The following is a 16,484-nucleotide window of genomic DNA, read 5'->3' on the forward strand; positions in this document are numbered from 1 at the left end:
CGCGCAGCAGGCACTCGACACAACGGCCAACCAAGCCGAGTCCATTTTGCAGCAGAACGACGAGTGACTGACATTAGGGGGCGCAACTGGCATGGGCGTCCCCACCACGCTTCAACACATTGTGCAAAGAGGGAGTTGTTGTTATGAGGGTCGCCGTGATTGGTGCAGGTACGATGGGAACGGTTCATTCTGAAGTGTACGCAGCGATGCCGGGCATTGAGTTTTTAGGCATTGTCGATCCGCAATGGGAACGGGCCCAGGCATTAGCAACCCGCTTAGGAACGACCGCCTACGCATCCTATGAAGAAATGATGGTCGAAGACCCGGACGTCGTGGACATTTGCGTGCCCACGCCCTATCACAAGGACTACATCACACGGACGGCGAGAGCCGGGAAGCACGTGATCAGCGAAAAACCATTGGCGCTCTCCGCACAGGACGCAAGTGAGGCCATCCAGGCTTGCAAGGAGAACGGTGTGCGGCTGTTCGTCGGGCAGGTCGTTCGATTCTTCCCCGAGTACCGCAAACTGTACGATCTCGTCCAGTCGGGACGGCTGGGAGACATCGGAACGGTCCGGACCTTCCGCGGGGGGGCGTTTCCGAATGCGTGGAACGACTGGTATGCCAATGAACACCTCAGTGGAACCTTGGTTGTCGACTTGATGATTCACGACTTCGACTTCCTTTGCTGGTGCTTCGGCGAGGTGGACCGCGTGTTCGCCAAACAACTGTTGCGCCACGAGGCAAACCGACTCGATCACGCCTTTGCCACACTCCGATTCAAAAACGGCGTCATCGCACACGTGGAAGGGTCGTGGGCCACTCCCCCCGGATTCCGGACCGAGGTCGAGATGGCAGGAAGCAAGGGGCTGGCTCACCACAACAGCCAAGAGAGTGTCCCAATCCACCTGCACGAGCGGCGGGGAGGCTCCACTGAGTCGGTCGTCGAGGTGCCGGAAAGCCCATTGCTGCACTCCCCATACTACGAAGAACTCGCGCACTTCATCGAATGTATTCGAGAGAACAAGCGGTGTGTCGTGGAACCGGAGGACGCGCTGCGGGCGCTTCAAATTAGCCTAGCAGCGGTGGAATCCGCACGCACGGGTCAACCAGTCTACCTGAGTGGTCGTGAAGAAGGGAGTGTCGGAGCGTGAAGGTCGCGGTTTTGAGTTTTGCACACATGCATGCACTAAGCTATGCCGACGCGGTACAGAAGAGTGGAGTGGACTTGATCATTTCCGATTTCGATGAAGCGCGTGGGCGGGACATGGCGAGCCAGTTCCACACGCCTTACGTCAAGGACTACCACGACGTACTGGCGGATGACGACATCGACGCGGTGATTGTCTGCAGCGAAAACGCAAACCACGCCCAGATGGTCATCGACGCTGCAGAGGCGGGGAAGCACGTGTTGTGCGAAAAACCACTCGCCACCACGGTGGAGGACGCGCGGCGGATGATCAAGGCTTGTGAGCAGGCGGGCGTGAAGCTTCAAACCGCGTTCCCGATTCGCTACAGCACGCCCGTGCAGCGCCTGAAGCACTTGATAGAATCGGGCAGTGTTGGGCGGATTCTCGCCATGAGTGGGACCAACCGCGGGCAAAATCCAGGCGGTTGGTTCGTCGATCCGGCGCTCTCCGGAGGCGGAGCCGTGTTCGACCACACCGTGCACATTCTCGATATTATGCGGTGGTATACGGGCAGTGAGGTGACGGAGGTGTACGCTGAGGTCGACAGCCGCTTTGGCGAGGGGGGCATCGACGACTGCGGGTTGCTCACGCTGACGTTTGCGAACGGTGTCATCGCTACGCACGACCCGAGTTGGTCTCGACCGAAATCGTTTCCAACGTGGGGGGATGTCACGCTTCGCGTGATCGGGACAGGCGGCGTGGTCACCGTTGACGCCCTCGCCCAGAGCCTCGTCCACTACGACGATACTGACCTGCGCGTTCGCCGGGTACCTTGGGGTGACGACGCGGACTTGCACATGGTGCAATCGTTCCTTGACTGTGTGCGCTACGACACGCAACCACTGGCCACTGGCGTAGACGGGATGAAAGCGGTCGAAGTGGCACTGGCTGCTTATGAGTCAGCCCGGACGAAACGCCCTGTCCAGTTACCCAATTGTTGATTCACTTAAACGACATCGACTGACGCCTCAAGCAAGCGAGTAGGGCAGAGAATGGAGGGGCTAGTCTTGGGTGTGTACATTGGCGTGGACGGTGGTGGGACATCGACACAAGTATTCGCATTCCAGACCGATACCAAACATGGCGCAATTGTATCGGCGGGAGCCACGCGCCAAACATCTGTGGGGTGGGACGTGGCACGGGGGCTGCTCGTGCGCACGGCGGAACAGGCACTGGAGCGCATCGGAGCAACTCGTGAAGACGTCGTCGGGATATCGGCATGTCTTTCAGGTATCGATCTCCCCGAACAGTCGCAGAAAATGGCTACTGAGCTCTTTGCGTCGTTTCCCAAAGCCTCGATAGAGGTGACGAACGATGCCATGGCACCACTGACTGCCGGGACAAATGGGCGTGCTGGCGTGGTGCTCATCGGTGGGACCGGCACGGTCGCCGTCGGTGAGTCAAGTGACGGCGAAGTGGCGCGAGCCGGTGGGTACGGTTATCTGATCGGCGACGAGGGCAGCGGTTTCGACATTGGGCGCAAAGGGTTGATGGCGGCCATCCGGTCGTATGAGGCACGAGGCCCTGCGACCGCCCTGTGGGAGGTTGTGCAGAACAAGTTTCAGTTGAATTCTCCGAATCGACTCATCCCGGTGATATACGACTCGGAGAATCCGGTTGCGGTAATCGCTTCGTTCGCCGAGGAGGTAGTTGCCTTGGCCGGTGTGGACCCTGTGGCGGATTACATTGTCGGTCGCGCCGTAAACGCGCACGTTGACCTCGTGAACGCTGTGTACACTCAATTGCCAGGGGTCGACCGACGCGTCGTGCTGTCCGGGGGACTCTTTCGGAACACGGGTCAGCTAACTGAGCGGCTCAAGGCGCGGATGGCGGATACGGAATTCGTCATCTTGAAGCACCAAGCGGTCACAGGCGCAGTGATACGGGCGATGCGCGTGAACGGAACTGACGCAGAGGGCGTTTGGAACAGCGTACCGTGGCACGAGATCGAGTCGAATGCCGCGTCCTTCTACTCGCTGACTTGGGGACTTGCGAAAGGAGCAGGGTCGAATGAGACTAGCCGTGAATCAATGGTGTTTTCCAGAAGGCACATCTCTCAGTGAGGTTTTCAAGCAGAGTCAGATGGCTCTGTTTGACGGCGTAGAACTCAACTTGAACGACCTCGGTGGCGTGGGACTCACGCTGGACATCGTGGAGTCGGATGTTCGAATGATCAAACGCCAGGCAGCTGACCACGATTTGGAGCTTAAGAGCGTATCGACGGGCCTTTTGTGGCAGTCACCGCTATCGTCTAAAGATGCCGACATTCGTCGTCGCGGGCGCGACATCGTACGCAAGCAACTGGAAGTGGCCGCAGCGCTTCAGGCAGAGACCATCCTGGTGGTTCCGGGGTGTGTCACGAAAGAGGTGCCCTACGAGGAGTGCTATCGACGAAGCCAGGAGGAATTGGCCGACTTGGCCATCTACGCGGAGCAATTGGGCGTTCAAATCGGGATCGAAAACGTGTGGAACAAGTTCCTGCTGTCCCCGCTGGAAATGGCGCGCTATGTGGACGAACTGCAGTCAGAATTCGTCGGCGTCTATTTCGACGTCGGCAACGTCCTGCAATTTGGCTTCCCGGAGCAGTGGATTCGTCACCTGGGCGAGCGAATACTGAAGGTCCACGTCAAAGATTTTTCGACCAGCGTCGGAAACATCCATGGCTTCGTGCCGCTCTTGGCTGGGGATGTGGATTGGCACGCGGTTCGTCAAGCACTCGTCGAGATTGGCTACGACGGGTACGTCACGGCAGAACTGACGCCCTATGCTTCTCATTCCACACAGTTGCCCGCGGATACGTCGCGCCAGCTGACCACGATTTTTGGCCGCCGCTGAAGCTTATTTTGAATCTGTGAGCATCTGCCTCCCAAACACTCGCGACCGGCTCGGACTGTTCGCGAGTGTTTGCGTTTCCAGTCCTCCTTCGACAAATCTACCCATATCTCGTTTTTATATTGCATATTTCTATACAAAATCTTAATATTTACGCAAGACTAATATTCGGAACAATTATTCCGAATAACGGAATGGTGGTGTTGAATGAGCAGTCAGAACACGACCGTGGTGAAATCCCTTACAATCCTTAACCTTTTCCTCGAGCGAGAGAGGCTCACTTTGAACGAAATGGTTCACCTGACCGACAGTCCGAAGACCTCTGTGTTCAGAATGGTGAAATCGTTGGAGCAAATGGGTTTTTTGGACAAAGATGAGACCGGGAAGTACTCGCTTGGTCTCCTGTTTTTACAGTTTGGGCACCTCGTCAGGGACAGGTTGAGTATTCGCCACGTGGCGTTGCCCGTGATGCAGAAGTTGCGCGATCAGGTCGGCGAAGCGGTAAATCTCATCGTCCGAGACCAATTTGAGGCGGTGTACGTGGAAAAGGTGGACACCATCCACCCGGTGCGCATATACAACGAACACCCTGGCAGGCGCGTGCCGATGTATGCGGGGGCGTGTCCGAGGATTTTGCTGAGCTATATGTCCCGGGCGGATCAGGAAGCGTATTTTCAAAATGTTGTCCTTCTTCCGATTGGTCGTGGAACGATGACCGACGTCGATGAGTTGCGCGGGGCGCTCGATGCGGCAAAGCAAAATGGTTACACGGTCAGTCATTCGGAATTGCAGGACGACACGTCCGCCGTGGCGGCGCCCGTCTTCGATCACACGGGAGAGATAGTCGCTGGCTTGAGCATCGCGGGGCTGAGTACCCGATTTGGGGACGATGTTCTTCCGTTGCTCATTCAACGCGTGAAAGATGCCGCCAGACAATGTTCGTCACTTCTCGGCTATCCAGGCGCGTCGGCCAGTCATTTGGGAACTCCCAGCATTGTATAGAAAGTGGTGACGAATGTGGTATTAATCGGGGTATTAGTGGTCATTGTCGGGTTTCTCCTGCGGTTGAATCCGATGCTTGTGGTGACGGTTGCCGGACTTGTGACGGGTCTCATTGCGCACGAGTCCATTTACAGTATTTTGACGCAGTTTGGACAAGCGTTCGAAACGAACCGCTATATGGCGATCTTTATTGCGACGCTGCCGGTGATCGGGCTCCTGGAACGCCATGGGCTGCGCGAACAGGCGGAACATCTCGTCGCCAAGATCAAGGCGGCGACAGCGGGACGGATTCTTACGGTTTATTTATTGGTTCGCGAGATCTCTGCAGCCTTGGGGATCACTTCTATCGGCGGCCCCGCACAGATGGTTCGGCCGTTGGTGGTGCCGATGGCGGAGGGTGCCATTGAGGCCACCTACGGGGAAGTGCCGGAGGACATCAGTCAAAAGGTCCGCGGTCACTCGGCGGCTGTCGATAACATCGGATTGTTCTTCGGCGAAGATATCTTCATCGCCGTCGGTGCAGTACTTTTCATGAAGGGCTTCTTCGACCAGAATCACGTTCACTCCGAGCCAATCCGGATGGGGTTGTGGGCGATTCCAACCGCTGTTGCGGTATTCGTGATTCACGCCATCCGGCTCTACCTCCTGGACAAGTCCATCAAGCGGAGATTGGGTAAAAAACCTGCGCAAAGCGTAGGTTCTGAGGAGGTTGTGAGCCAGTGATTATCTCGATTGAGTCGGTCTATATTTTTACGGGTATCATCACGTTCCTATCGAGTATTTACACGTTTTTTGACAGGAAAAACCCACGCCGGCTAACAACGGGTCTGTTTTACTTCATCTACGCCATCACCCTGATGTGTGCGAAAGTGATCCCGCCGTTCTACATCGGTATTCTGGTGCTCGTCATCGTCGCGATCGCGGGGTTTGGCGGCGTTCGCACCGGCAGCTACGGAGAGGCTTCCAGTGAAGAGCGCAACCACAACCGCGGGCGGCTCAAGAGCTGGCTGTTTCTTCCGGCCCTGCTCATCCCGTTGGTGACGGTCGGCGGTGTCGAAGGACTCAACGACCTGAAGATTGCTGGGAAATTCCTCTTGGATCCATCAAACATTACGATGGTAGCACTTGGCCTTGCCGCAGTGGTCGCGCTCGTCGTCGCCATGCTGATGACAAAGAGCTCGCCCCTGACTTCTGTGAAAGAGTCTCGCCGGTTGATTGAGGCGATTGGTTGGGCGGCCGTGCTTCCCCAAATGCTCGCCATGCTCGGGACCATCTTCGATAGCGCGGGGGTGGGCAACGTGGTGGCCAAAGCGGTTGACCACGTGATTCCAGCTCATTCATTGTTCTGGGCGGTATTCGCATATTGTGTCGGAATGGCCTTGTTCACGATGATCATGGGTAACGCGTTCGCGGCCTTTCCGGTGATGACGGCTGGCATCGCACTTCCGCTGATCATCGGGCACTTCGGCGTGCAAGCGGACAAAGTTGCCGCGATTGGCATGTTCGCGGGCTACTGCGGAACCTTGATGACGCCGATGGCGGCGAACTTCAACATCGTCCCGGCGGCGCTGTTGGACCTCAAGGACAAGAATTACGTTATCCGTACCCAATTTCCGACTGCCATCATCCTCTTAGGTGTCAACATTGTCTTGATGTACTTGGTCGCGCGTTTCTAGGCGGAACGAAACTCTCGACGCGATGCTCACGACAAGGAGAGTGGAATGTGATGCATACACGTGTACTCGTAACTGGGTTTGAACCATTTGGCGGAGAAACCGTCAATCCGGCCCTCGAAGCCGTCAAGCGGCTCGAAGGGCGGACGCTCGAAACATCAGAAGGCCGCATCCAACTATGCACGAAAGCCATCCCGACCGTCTTCGGTCGCTCTGTCGAAGTGCTGGAGAAGGCGATTGAGGAAGCTCGCCCGGACGTCGTCATTTGTGTGGGTCAGGCCGGGGGGCGACATCACATCACTCCTGAGCGGGTGGCCATCAACGTCGACGATGCGCGAATTCCCGACAACGAGGGCCAGCAACCTGTGGACACGCCGATTGTGGCCGGCGGCCCGGCCGCCTATTGGACTGCCTTGCCTGTGAAGCGCATCGTGCAATCGCTGCAGGCCGCAGGCATCCCGGCGTCCGTATCGAACACGGCAGGTACTTACGTGTGCAACCACATCTTTTACGGGCTGATGCATCTGCTTAGCACGAAGTACCAAACTATCCGCGGCGGATTCGTGCACATTCCGTTTCTTCCTGAACAGGTGGTTGACAAGGAGGCCTCGAGCATGTCCTTGGAGAAGATCGTCCAGGCGTTGGAGATTGCCATCACGACGACGGCGCTCCACACGACCGACTTGGTCATCGCAGCTGGGACGGAGTGTTAAGGCGTGATGGTCGGAGATGACTTGTTGTAACGAATGGGGGGAGCCTTGTGCAGTTGGACGACATCACGCTGTATGCGCTCGGTGACTCCGTTTTGGTGGTGCAATTTAGCGATTCGATTGGCGCTGTTGCGCACGACGCGGTGATGGCGTTTGGGCGATGCCTGGCGGACTCCCCGTTTGTCGGCATGATTGAATACGTACCCGCGTTCACGACCGTGTCCATTTTCTACAATCCAGTCGTCCTCTCGTACGAGGATGTGCAGAGACAGGTGATGGACCGGCTGCTGCAACTCGACGACCAGGCGACTCCCCCGGCGCGCACTGTTGAAATCCCGGTGTGTTACGGCGGCGAGTTTGGACCTGATTTGGAATTTGTCGCGCAGTACCATGGGATGAGTGAAGAGGATGTCATTCGCATTCACTCATCCCCGCTGTACCAAGTTCACATGATTGGATTCGCTCCGGGGTTCCCGTACTTAAGCGGACTGTCGGAGCGCATCGCCACGCCGCGCCTGACGACGCCGAGGGTTCGCATTCCAACCGGATCTGTTGGAATCGCAGGAGATCAGACGGGGATCTACCCTATCGAGACCCCGGGCGGGTGGCAACTGATTGGCAGGAGCCCTGTGCCGCTGTTTCAGCCAAGCGCTTGTCCGCCCTGTTTGTTGCGGGCTGGGTACAGCGTTCGGTTCATGCCTATCACGCCGGCAGAGTATCGAGAATTGGCACAGGACAAAGACGTACAACTTCGTGGTGACACCTTATGAGAGTGCTTAAGGCAGGTGCGCATACCAGCATCCAAGATACGGGTCGATTTGGCTATCAAAAGTACGGAGTGATCGCCAGTGGGGCCATGGATCCGTTTGCACTGCGGACGGCGAACCTTCTGGTCGGGAACGACGAGGATGAAGCAGGGCTCGAAGTGACCCTTCAGGGGCCGACGCTCGAGATGCAGAAAGACGTGTGGATTTCCATTTGCGGTGCAGATCTGTCTGCCCAACTGGATGGACAGCCAATCCCGCAGTGGCGCCCGGTGTTCGCGAGGAAGGGCGCCACGCTCCATTTCGGCAGACCACGTGCAGGGTGTCGGGCCTATGTGGCAGTGGCAGGCGGCTTTGATGTACCGCTGGTGCTCGGCAGTAAGAGCACCTACCTGCGCGCGGGGATTGGCGGTCACTGTGGCCGCGCGCTGCAGAGCGGCGATGAATTGCCGATTGGCGAGATCAAAACACCCGTACAAAAGCGAATGCAGAGGTTTGTAGAGGCGTTGTCCGATGGCACCTTCGCGACGACCGGATGGTGCGTGAGTCCGAGTCTCTTCCCCGCCTATTCCGATGCGCCAGTGGTACGGGTCGTACGTGGACCAGAGTACCATCTCTTCACCTCGTCGAGCCAGCGGGCCTTTGCGTCGAACCAGTACATCGTCAACCCTCAGTCCGACCGGATGGGCTATCGGTTGGATGGCCCCTCACTGTCGTTGGTGGAACCACGGCAGCTCATCTCGAGCGCTGTCACGTGGGGGACGGTTCAGGTGCCGGCCGATGGGAAGCCGATTGTGCTGATGGCGGATAGGCAGACGACGGGTGGCTACCCTCGCATCGCGCAAGTCATTACGGCCGACATCCCGGTTCTGGCCCAACTGAAACCGGGGGCGAAGGTGGGCTTCACGGAGACGACTGTCGGGGAAGCGCAATCCATCCTCGGCACGCGACAGAAAGAGTTTTTGATGTTGAAGATGGCGATTGAAGATAGTTGGGAGCGATGAGATGTATCACATCGATTTGAACTGTGACATGGGCGAGAGCTTTGGCGCGTATCGACTTGGCGAGGATGAAAAAATCCTCGATTACGTCACGTCGGTCAACATCGCGTGCGGTTACCACGCTGGCGATCCAGCGAATATGCGCAGTACCGTCGAGCTTGCGGCTGCCAAGGGTGTGGCCATCGGCGCGCACCCGGGACTTCCGGACTTGATTGGCTTTGGACGCCGCAACATGGCCGTCACGGCTCAAGAGGCGTACGACATGGTGGTCTATCAGATTGGTGCGCTGCATGCCTTTTGCGCGGCTGAAGGAACCTCGATGCGGCACGTAAAACCGCACGGTGCACTGTATAACATGGCAGCGCGCGACGAGGTCCTGGCGCAGGCGATTGCGAAAGCGATTCACGATGTCGATCCACAACTGGTTTTATTCGCTTTATCTGGCAGCCAACTCGTGAAGGCGGGGATTTCCGTGGGCTTGTGCACGGCGAGCGAGGTATTCGCGGACAGGACGTATCAGGCGGACGGGTCCCTGACTCCGAGAACGCAGCCGAACGCGATGATCTCCGATGACCAGTCTGCTGTCGACCAAGTCGTTCGGATGGTGAAAGAGGGCGTCGTCAGATCGCAGCAGGGGGACGTGGTCAACATCCAGGCTGATACGGTTTGCATCCACGGCGATGGCTCACACGCACTGCAGTTCGCCGAAAAAATTCGCCGTGTGTTGGAGCAAAATGAGATATCCGTACAGGCGGTATGAGTAGCGGATTGGCAAGTGGTCGGCACTTATCTGGATAAAAACCCTTGCTATAGTGTGAAATCGTGAATAAGATGAAGGTGCGCAAATGTGTGCAGAAGGAGATGGGCTCTTGGACAGTATGCCTGGACCTGAACGAATGAACGGGGAATTGTCTCACCATCCGAATGCCCTTTTGTTGCACTGCGTGCGATACACGTAGGGATTCTGGTGTGTTCGATTCCCCGGAAAGACGAGGAGTTGAACGCATGGGAAAACGGAATTTCTACGTAAAACCGCAAGACAGGTTAGAGGACACGTCCACGTTTGAGGGGTTCGACATCCCGATTAACGAGGGGGACGCCAAGCGGATCGACCGACTTGTCGACAATTACGAGAGTCAAATCATGATGCACTTGGACGAGGCGTACGTGAACGCCACGAAGTGGCCGGATAGGCTGGCCGACAGGATTGCGTCGTTTGGCGGCAGTTGGGCGTTTATCCTGATCTTTGCGGGAGTCCTTGCGCTGTGGGTGCTGTGGAACACGTTGTGGTTGACGCATTCACTTCGCTTTGATCGCCCGCCATTTATCTTATTAAATTTGTGCCTATCCTTCATAGCGGCATTTCAGGCACCCATCATTATGATGAGTCAAAATCGACAGGCGGCGAGGGATAAGCACGAGTCGTTGATCGACTTCGCGATCAACTACAAAGCGGAGCAGGAAATCGACGACATGCAGAGCCATCTGCACAGAATTGAAGGCAAGTTATACAAAATCGAGCAACTGCTCGTCTTCTTAGATGAACGGCGCAACGAGAGACAACAACCATGAGTGCTGCTTAGATCACTTGAGGCCCTCCATCCGTCAACCGATGACGATGGAGGGCCTTGTTCATTGGACAAAACGGTAATCATAGATCGGCGGCCCGCAGGTCGCGCGGTCTCTATGCAGGGCGTTACACGCTTGCCTCGACGTGATAGTCGGTGGCCGAAGTCTTATCTTCGCCACGGCCCACTTTCAGTGCGCTGAATACGAGCGTAAACACGACCGTCACGACGATATTCAAGATGAGTGCCCAAATGGCGGCGTATGCGGGCATCGAATGTCCGAAGAGGTGGAGGACGTAGGTGGTGGACTTATAACCGGTCGTCGCCCACATGTAGATCCCATACAGAATTCCTGCCAGCCAGCCGAGAAGCAGTGCCCGGCGGTGGAACCACCGCGTGTATAGGCCGAAAATCAGTACCGGCAACGTCTGCAGCACCAAAATTCCGCCAACTTGTTGCATGCTGATGGCGTACTGCTGCGGGAACCCGATGATGAAGACGAGCGCGCCAAGTTTGACGATGAGTGACACGACCTTCGCTACTTTCGCCTCCTGCTGCGGTGTGGCCGACTTGACGAAGTAGGCGCGGTAAATGTTGCGGGTGAAGAGGTTCGCCGCAGCGATGGACATAATGGCCGCGGGGACAATCGCACCGATGGCAATGGCCGCGAACGCGAAGCCTGCAAACCAACCTGGGAACTCTTTGATGAACAACAGCGGCACGGCGGCGGAGGTCGTCTTTGTATGAATGCCAGCTGCCAGCGCCATAAATCCGAGCAATGCGATGATACCGAGTGCAAATGAGTAAGCTGGCAACAATGCCATGTTGCGCTTGACCGTGTTGCGACTGTTGGCGCTAAACACGCCGGTCATCGCGTGTGGGTAGAGGAACAGGGCGAGAGCAGAACCGAACGCCAGCGTTCCATACACGGAGAACTGCGCCGGCGTAACGACAAACGAGCCAGGCGGCGTTGTACTTGCCAGGGCCGTTTGGGCACTGTGAAAGATGTGGCCGAACCCGCCGAGTTTGATTGGCAACACGATGATGGCCACGATGGCGGTGATGTAAATCATCAAGTCTTTGACCACGGCGATCATCGCCGGCGCCCGCAGCCCACTCGTGTAGGTGTACAGCGCGAGGATGATGAATGCTACGATGAGCGGCCACTCGCCGCCGATGCCCATCGCCGCCAACACGGCCTGCATGCCCGTGAGTTGTAAGGCGATGTAGGGCATGGTCGCCACAATGCCCGTCAAGGCGATGGCGAGCGCGAGGAGTCTATCGCCAAAGCGGCCCTGTACGAAATCGGAAGCGGTTACATATCCGTGCTTCTTTGCGACCGACCAGAAACGGGGCAGGATCATGAAGAAAATTGGGTAGACGACGATGGTATAGGGAACGGCGTAAAAACCAAGTGCGCCAGCCCCGTACATCAGTGCTGGGACCGCGATAAACGTATAGGCGGTGTACAGGTCGCCGCCGACGAGAAACCACGTAATTAAGGTGCCGAAGCGCCTTCCCGCGAGGCCCCATTCTTCCAAGTGGCTCAAGTCGCCCTTTCGCCACCTGGCGGCGACAAATCCGAGGATCGTTACGAGTAGAAAAAAGAGAATAAACACGACGAGCGCAGCCCATTTCATTGCGTTGAGGATCCCCTCTCACCAAGCTGTATCTGTATTTATGATTCTTTTAACATCCAGTACATAATTGCCGTGACGATGGAACTGATGATGACCCACAACATCTGGTACCAGTAAAAGAAGGGAATTCCCCAGAGCTGTGGAGACACGGAAGAATAAAACGCGGGGAACAACGTCCCGATGAGGGGGACGAGAATCAACAAGTACCACCATGGGCTGCCCTTTTTCTTCGGTGTCGTATTCTCCATTTGCTGGCCTCCTCTCTCCTTAGGTTGTCTTGTCCGTGAGTTCATGCGCCGCTGACACGTTGGCTACACGATGCGGCGAATTGACCACAGAACTCACAATTAATAGGTAGATAAGATTTTATCAACATTCATAAAAATGTCAAAACTAAATGTATGCGGTTTCAGATACTGTATCGAACCGTGCTGAGGTGAGGCAGGATGGCATTCCACAGCCTCGATGGACTCGCGGCATGGACACCGCCCGAAGGCGTCGCTACAATGACATGTATATCTGCAGCAATGTACTTTGAAACGCTAGAATGGAGCAGCGCACGTTGGCACTATATCACCATACAGAAGTAGATATTCAGCCTTTTCGCAACCATCTCGACCGTACCGCCATTCGGAAGCGACTCCTTCTCTACTTTGCCAACGAAGAGCCAGGTACCGGGAAATTGGAGAAGACGTCGCGTTATCGATACTGCGTCGAGACGATGGAGGACGGCAGCACCATCTGGATTGTTCGACCAGGCCGTCGCAACGGCAACGATTTTCGAATTGAAGTCGAAGGTCATCGATTCGGCAAATCCAAAACTCCAAAATACGAGGACGTCTATCGAGATTTGGAACTCAAACGAGAGGCGAATCCCAAGCAGTTTCAGAAGTTTCTGGAGTTTGTCGACGCCGTGTACGCCTGTCGCGAGTTTAAAGAGAAGCGACTTCAAACGCTGTGCGCGAAATTCGCAGGCGTCGGATATCCAGCAGACCTGATCATACGTCTCATCAAATGGTTTCTCATCGAACAGGACATGACCTACTGGAATTCGTCTGGCCGCGACTGCGCGTTCTATCATAAACTGCCGCGTTGACGACTTGAAAGGGCTCGTTCTCCCTCCCTAGGCAACTGTGACGAGGGTCCCGTAACCAATCAGGCCGTACACCGTCTGGGCTGCCGCGAAGGGCAACTCGACACATCCGAGGCTTTGTGGGCTTCCATAGGAGGACCGTGGGAACCCGTGAATGGCGCACCCTTGATAAAAATAGTTTACATAGGGAACGCCCGGATCATGATAGGTGCTGCCATCCGGATTTTTTCCCTGCATCGTCTGTGAGAGCAGGCGCGAGTACACTGGCCACGTACCATTCGGCGTCGGACTTGCGCTAATGCCGGTGTTGGCGAGGCTCGAGAACACCTTGCGCCCATTTTGCCAGACGTCGAGATGCTCAGGCGAAGCCTTTGAGACGGTCACATACGTGTATGGGTGAGCAGCCAGCGACTTTTTGGTGAGCGCCTGTTGTAACGCGCGGTATACGTTTGGGCCGGCAACACCGTCGACTGCGAGGCCGTGATCCGCCTGAAAGCGCATGATGGCGCCCTCTGTAATCACGGTTGCGGCATTTGGGTTCCAAAGCCGTTCGAGGGAACTCGGATACGAACCGTTCCACTTCCATTTTCCAGTCACCGGCTTGAACGCGCCGGTATGAAACTGCAAAGCTAGCGTCGCCGCTAAGGATGGTACCGGTGCGCTCGTGCTATGCTTCGCCGCCGTAGTGGTCGTCGACTTTGACGTGGGTGAAGCGGCGGCGTCGATGGACGCCGTGGTGTTCGCGGTCGCCGTTGCGTCGGATGCAGGGCCTGCCGCGGTGGCCGACGCACTTGCTGTGGCGTTGGCGGGAGACCTGTTCACCGCCGCCGACGACGACGTGGAATTCGCAGGTGTGGTGGAAGCCGGAGGCTTGGCCTTTGTTGTCGATCCGGCCAAAGATGCACTTCCACCCGTCGCCGCGGGCTCTGGGAGGGTGAGGGTCAGCGGCAGGTAGTCGAGCGCCGCGAGGGTTTCGTTCAGCCACAAGGCACTTTGTCCTGTGGCACCGATGGAGATGGTCGGGGGGCTCTGCGCCGAGACCTTGTCTTCCACCACTGGCATCACGTGAAGATGCGTGGTACGGTGAATATCTAGCGTCGTCGCGGGAATTTCGGCCGTACTGGCATCGACGACGGTGATATTCGGGATGACGTGCTGTTCCGTGATCCGGCCCGGGACCAGCATAAATGCCATAGACAAAGAAGCGAGTAGAACTTTGTGAAGCGATTGTAAGTTCATCTGTTGCACCTCTTTAACGTGAACGTGGCGAACGCGGTCCCGGCGATGGGGAGGGCGATCGATGAATTCGATGATTTCGCTGAGAGTCTAGCATGAGTCACCGGTCATATGCTGTCGAAAGGTGGAGTGGATGGAATATTCTATAAACCACTCAGTCGCGCCACGCTGTTGCGCTGCATTCACCGTCTCGGAATGTGCGCGAGACCTGACGCCGTAGCCTCTGGATGCAGGAACGGTGCCCGGCCATCGAGGTGCGGCGTCGACAAAGTGTGACACCCGATTCACAACGCTATCTGTCGAAATACTTAACAAATTCGCGAGATTGGAAGCGAAGACGGGATGGAGGATGCTCCAGATGGAGAAGAATTACGATGTCGTAGTGGTCGGGGCGGGATCGATGGGGATGGCCGCCGGGTGCTATTTAGCGCAACAGGGCGTGCGCGCACTGCTGATTGACGCGCACGATCCCCCTCACGCGCTCGGCAGCCACCACGGCGACACGCGGATTATTCGTCACGCCTACGGCGAGGGAAGGCAGTATGTCCCGCTCGCGCTGCGCGCACAAACCTTGTGGGCGTCTTTGGAGGAGGCGTCGGGACAGACGTTGTTTGCGAACACGGGCGTCCTGTCGGTCGGCTCAGAGGGGGCGGCCTTTCTTGCCGAGGTCATCGAAAGTGCGCAGTTGTTTTCCCTGCCACTGGAGGTCTTATCCCGCGACGAGATGATACGCCGCCTGCCAGGGCTCCGAATTCCCGAGGGGTACATGGGGTGCCTCGAAACGACTTCTGGCGTGTTGTTCAGCGAGCGCTGCATCCGCGCCTTTCGCGATGTGGGCACGCGAGCGGGCATGACGGTCTTGCCGAATACGCGCGTGGAAGACGTCATCATTCACCCGAACCACGTTGTGGTGGCGACGGACCACGGCACATTTTCAGCGGACAAGCTCATTCTGAGTGCGGGGGCCGCGGCGCCGCAGGTGCTGCGCGCCACAGGGCTCAATCTCCCACTGCAGCCCGTTCGCAAGACGGTCGGGTGGTTTGCGAGTGACGAAACGCTGTTTGCATCGTCCGAATTCCCCGCCTTCACCTTCGATCTCGCCGGTGAGTTCTACTACGGCTTTCCGAGCTTCGACGGCTCTGGCGTTAAGGTCGGACGCCACGACGGCGGCCTTTTGGTGGCTGACGTCGAGACGATGAATCGCACGTTTGGTGCATATCCGGAGGACGAGGGCGAGCTTCGAGGTTTTTTATCGACGTTTATGCCACAGGCGAGCGGTGCGCTGCGAGCCGGCAAAACCTGCTTGTACACGTTGACGCCTGACGAGCATTTCATCGTGGACACCCATCCGAATCACAGCCACGTCGTCATCGCGGCTGGATTTTCCGGGCATGGCTTTAAGTTTGCGAGCGTCATCGGGGAGATCTTAGCGGAATTATCGGTACAGGGCAGCACGACTCACGATATTTCCCGATTTTCGATACAACGATTCCAGAGGCCGTGCTGAGGCGGCCTCTGGTGCCCCGGCTCTGTTCGCCCGAATGCGCAGCACCGTCGGCGCTGACGTGTCAGAGGTTCGCCAACAGCGATTTAGCCCACGCCGCAAAGTCCTTTGCAGACGGCTTTGTCCCATCCTGCTCACATTTTTTCAGATACGCCTCCCACACGGCCTTTTCCTGGGACTGATTGCGCTCTGCCAAGATCATCACCTCGTTCTCGCTCGACGTATTGCCTGTAGCGTCTCCTGACTCCACCTGATTCATCCATATAGAGAC

The 16,484-nt window shown here is 56.9% G+C and carries 18 protein-coding genes; 14 read left to right on the forward strand and 4 right to left on the reverse strand.

The window, feature by feature from the left end:
• The first annotated feature begins 143 nt into the window (after positions 1-143).
• The 12 genes from NZD89_RS00820 to NZD89_RS00875 all read left to right on the forward strand — a co-directional run bounded on the left by NZD89_RS00820 (position 144) and on the right by NZD89_RS00875 (position 10,744).
• Positions 144-1,154 (forward strand): Gfo/Idh/MocA family protein, encoded by a 1,011-nt coding sequence (locus tag NZD89_RS00820; RefSeq protein WP_268005991.1) that lies wholly within the window; start codon positions 144-146, stop codon positions 1,152-1,154.
• Positions 1,151-2,131: a Gfo/Idh/MocA family protein gene (locus NZD89_RS00825; RefSeq protein ID WP_268005992.1), complete on the forward strand. Its 981-nt coding sequence runs from the start codon at positions 1,151-1,153 to the stop codon at positions 2,129-2,131. Before NZD89_RS00820 ends, NZD89_RS00825 begins: the two co-directional genes overlap by 4 nt.
• A 72-nt stretch (positions 2,132-2,203) precedes the next feature.
• Positions 2,204-3,253, forward strand: coding sequence for an N-acetylglucosamine kinase (locus NZD89_RS00830; RefSeq protein ID WP_268008353.1), 1,050 nt, complete (start codon positions 2,204-2,206; stop codon positions 3,251-3,253).
• Positions 3,201-4,025, forward strand: coding sequence for a sugar phosphate isomerase/epimerase family protein (locus NZD89_RS00835; protein ID WP_268005993.1), 825 nt, complete (start codon positions 3,201-3,203; stop codon positions 4,023-4,025). The genes NZD89_RS00830 and NZD89_RS00835 overlap by 53 nt, the downstream gene beginning before the upstream one ends.
• Before the next feature lie 204 nt (positions 4,026-4,229).
• A complete protein-coding gene (locus NZD89_RS00840; protein ID WP_268005994.1) occupies positions 4,230-5,024 on the forward strand; it encodes an IclR family transcriptional regulator in 795 nt (264 codons plus the stop codon).
• Positions 5,025-5,039: 15 nt separating this feature from the next.
• Complete coding sequence (locus NZD89_RS00845) at positions 5,040-5,747, forward strand: DUF969 domain-containing protein (RefSeq protein WP_268005995.1); 708 nt, start codon at positions 5,040-5,042, stop codon at positions 5,745-5,747.
• The gene (locus NZD89_RS00850; RefSeq protein ID WP_268005996.1) at positions 5,744-6,700 is read left to right on the forward strand and encodes a DUF979 domain-containing protein; all 957 of its coding nucleotides are present in this window, start codon (positions 5,744-5,746) and stop codon (positions 6,698-6,700) included. Before NZD89_RS00845 ends, NZD89_RS00850 begins: the two co-directional genes overlap by 4 nt.
• A 50-nt stretch (positions 6,701-6,750) precedes the next feature.
• The gene (pcp, locus tag NZD89_RS00855) at positions 6,751-7,410 is read left to right on the forward strand and encodes a pyroglutamyl-peptidase I (protein WP_268008354.1); all 660 of its coding nucleotides are present in this window, start codon (positions 6,751-6,753) and stop codon (positions 7,408-7,410) included.
• Positions 7,411-7,457: 47 nt separating this feature from the next.
• Positions 7,458-8,177, forward strand: coding sequence for a 5-oxoprolinase subunit PxpB (pxpB, locus tag NZD89_RS00860; RefSeq protein ID WP_326492902.1), 720 nt, complete (start codon positions 7,458-7,460; stop codon positions 8,175-8,177).
• Positions 8,174-9,175 carry a 5-oxoprolinase subunit C family protein gene (locus tag NZD89_RS00865; protein WP_268005997.1) on the forward strand — a complete coding sequence of 334 codons (1,002 nt, stop codon included), beginning with the start codon at positions 8,174-8,176 and terminating at the stop codon, positions 9,173-9,175. Before pxpB ends, NZD89_RS00865 begins: the two co-directional genes overlap by 4 nt.
• 1 nt (position 9,176) lies before the next feature.
• Positions 9,177-9,932 (forward strand): LamB/YcsF family protein, encoded by a 756-nt coding sequence (locus NZD89_RS00870; RefSeq protein ID WP_268005998.1) that lies wholly within the window; start codon positions 9,177-9,179, stop codon positions 9,930-9,932.
• Positions 9,933-10,177: 245 nt separating this feature from the next.
• Positions 10,178-10,744 carry a DUF1003 domain-containing protein gene (locus NZD89_RS00875; protein WP_268005999.1) on the forward strand — a complete coding sequence of 189 codons (567 nt, stop codon included), beginning with the start codon at positions 10,178-10,180 and terminating at the stop codon, positions 10,742-10,744.
• A 124-nt stretch (positions 10,745-10,868) separates the two neighbouring features.
• Here NZD89_RS00875 and mctP read toward each other — a convergent pair whose 3' ends face one another.
• Positions 10,869-12,380 (reverse strand): monocarboxylate uptake permease MctP, encoded by a 1,512-nt coding sequence (gene mctP, locus NZD89_RS00880; protein WP_268006000.1) that lies wholly within the window; start codon positions 12,378-12,380, stop codon positions 10,869-10,871.
• 38 nt (positions 12,381-12,418) lie between these two features.
• Entirely contained in the window at positions 12,419-12,628 is a 210-nt protein-coding gene (locus tag NZD89_RS00885) for a DUF3311 domain-containing protein (protein ID WP_268006001.1), read from the reverse strand.
• Between the two features lie 314 nt (positions 12,629-12,942).
• Between NZD89_RS00885 and NZD89_RS00890 the strand changes: the two genes are divergently transcribed.
• Positions 12,943-13,476, forward strand: coding sequence for a hypothetical protein (locus NZD89_RS00890; protein WP_268006002.1), 534 nt, complete (start codon positions 12,943-12,945; stop codon positions 13,474-13,476).
• Between the two features lie 27 nt (positions 13,477-13,503).
• On the opposite strand, the gene NZD89_RS00895 is transcribed toward NZD89_RS00890, so the two are convergent.
• Positions 13,504-14,712 carry a L,D-transpeptidase family protein gene (locus tag NZD89_RS00895; protein ID WP_268006003.1) on the reverse strand — a complete coding sequence of 403 codons (1,209 nt, stop codon included), beginning with the start codon at positions 14,710-14,712 and terminating at the stop codon, positions 13,504-13,506.
• A gap of 355 nt (positions 14,713-15,067) precedes the next feature.
• On the opposite strand from NZD89_RS00895, the gene solA reads away from it, so the two are divergent.
• Positions 15,068-16,216: an N-methyl-L-tryptophan oxidase gene (gene solA / locus NZD89_RS00900; protein ID WP_268006004.1), complete on the forward strand. Its 1,149-nt coding sequence runs from the start codon at positions 15,068-15,070 to the stop codon at positions 16,214-16,216.
• Between the two features lie 61 nt (positions 16,217-16,277).
• Here the strand turns inward: solA and NZD89_RS00905 are convergent, their stop codons facing one another.
• Entirely contained in the window at positions 16,278-16,463 is a 186-nt protein-coding gene (locus NZD89_RS00905; RefSeq protein ID WP_268006005.1) for a hypothetical protein, read from the reverse strand.
• Between the last annotated feature and the right edge of the window lie 21 nt (positions 16,464-16,484).

The organism is Alicyclobacillus fastidiosus (genome assembly GCF_026651875.1).
Classification (GTDB): Bacteria; Bacillota; Bacilli; order Alicyclobacillales; family Alicyclobacillaceae; genus Alicyclobacillus; species Alicyclobacillus fastidiosus.

What these genes read in the sequence shown, in the direction of transcription:
- solA (WP_268006004.1), top strand. Translation starts at nt 15,068, where the DNA reads ATGGAGAAGAATTACGATGTCGTAGTGGTCGGGGCGGGATCGATGGGG.
- NZD89_RS00895 (WP_268006003.1), bottom strand. Translation starts at nt 14,712, where the DNA reads ATGAACTTACAATCGCTTCACAAAGTTCTACTCGCTTCTTTGTCTATG.
- NZD89_RS00870 (WP_268005998.1), top strand. Translation starts at nt 9,177, where the DNA reads ATGTATCACATCGATTTGAACTGTGACATGGGCGAGAGCTTTGGCGCG.
- NZD89_RS00820 (WP_268005991.1), top strand. Translation starts at nt 144, where the DNA reads ATGAGGGTCGCCGTGATTGGTGCAGGTACGATGGGAACGGTTCATTCT.
- NZD89_RS00865 (WP_268005997.1), top strand. Translation starts at nt 8,174, where the DNA reads ATGAGAGTGCTTAAGGCAGGTGCGCATACCAGCATCCAAGATACGGGT.
- NZD89_RS00875 (WP_268005999.1), top strand. Translation starts at nt 10,178, where the DNA reads ATGGGAAAACGGAATTTCTACGTAAAACCGCAAGACAGGTTAGAGGAC.
- NZD89_RS00835 (WP_268005993.1), top strand. Translation starts at nt 3,201, where the DNA reads ATGAGACTAGCCGTGAATCAATGGTGTTTTCCAGAAGGCACATCTCTC.
- NZD89_RS00840 (WP_268005994.1), top strand. Translation starts at nt 4,230, where the DNA reads ATGAGCAGTCAGAACACGACCGTGGTGAAATCCCTTACAATCCTTAAC.
- NZD89_RS00885 (WP_268006001.1), bottom strand. Translation starts at nt 12,628, where the DNA reads ATGGAGAATACGACACCGAAGAAAAAGGGCAGCCCATGGTGGTACTTG.
- mctP (WP_268006000.1), bottom strand. Translation starts at nt 12,380, where the DNA reads ATGAAATGGGCTGCGCTCGTCGTGTTTATTCTCTTTTTTCTACTCGTA.
- pcp (WP_268008354.1), top strand. Translation starts at nt 6,751, where the DNA reads ATGCATACACGTGTACTCGTAACTGGGTTTGAACCATTTGGCGGAGAA.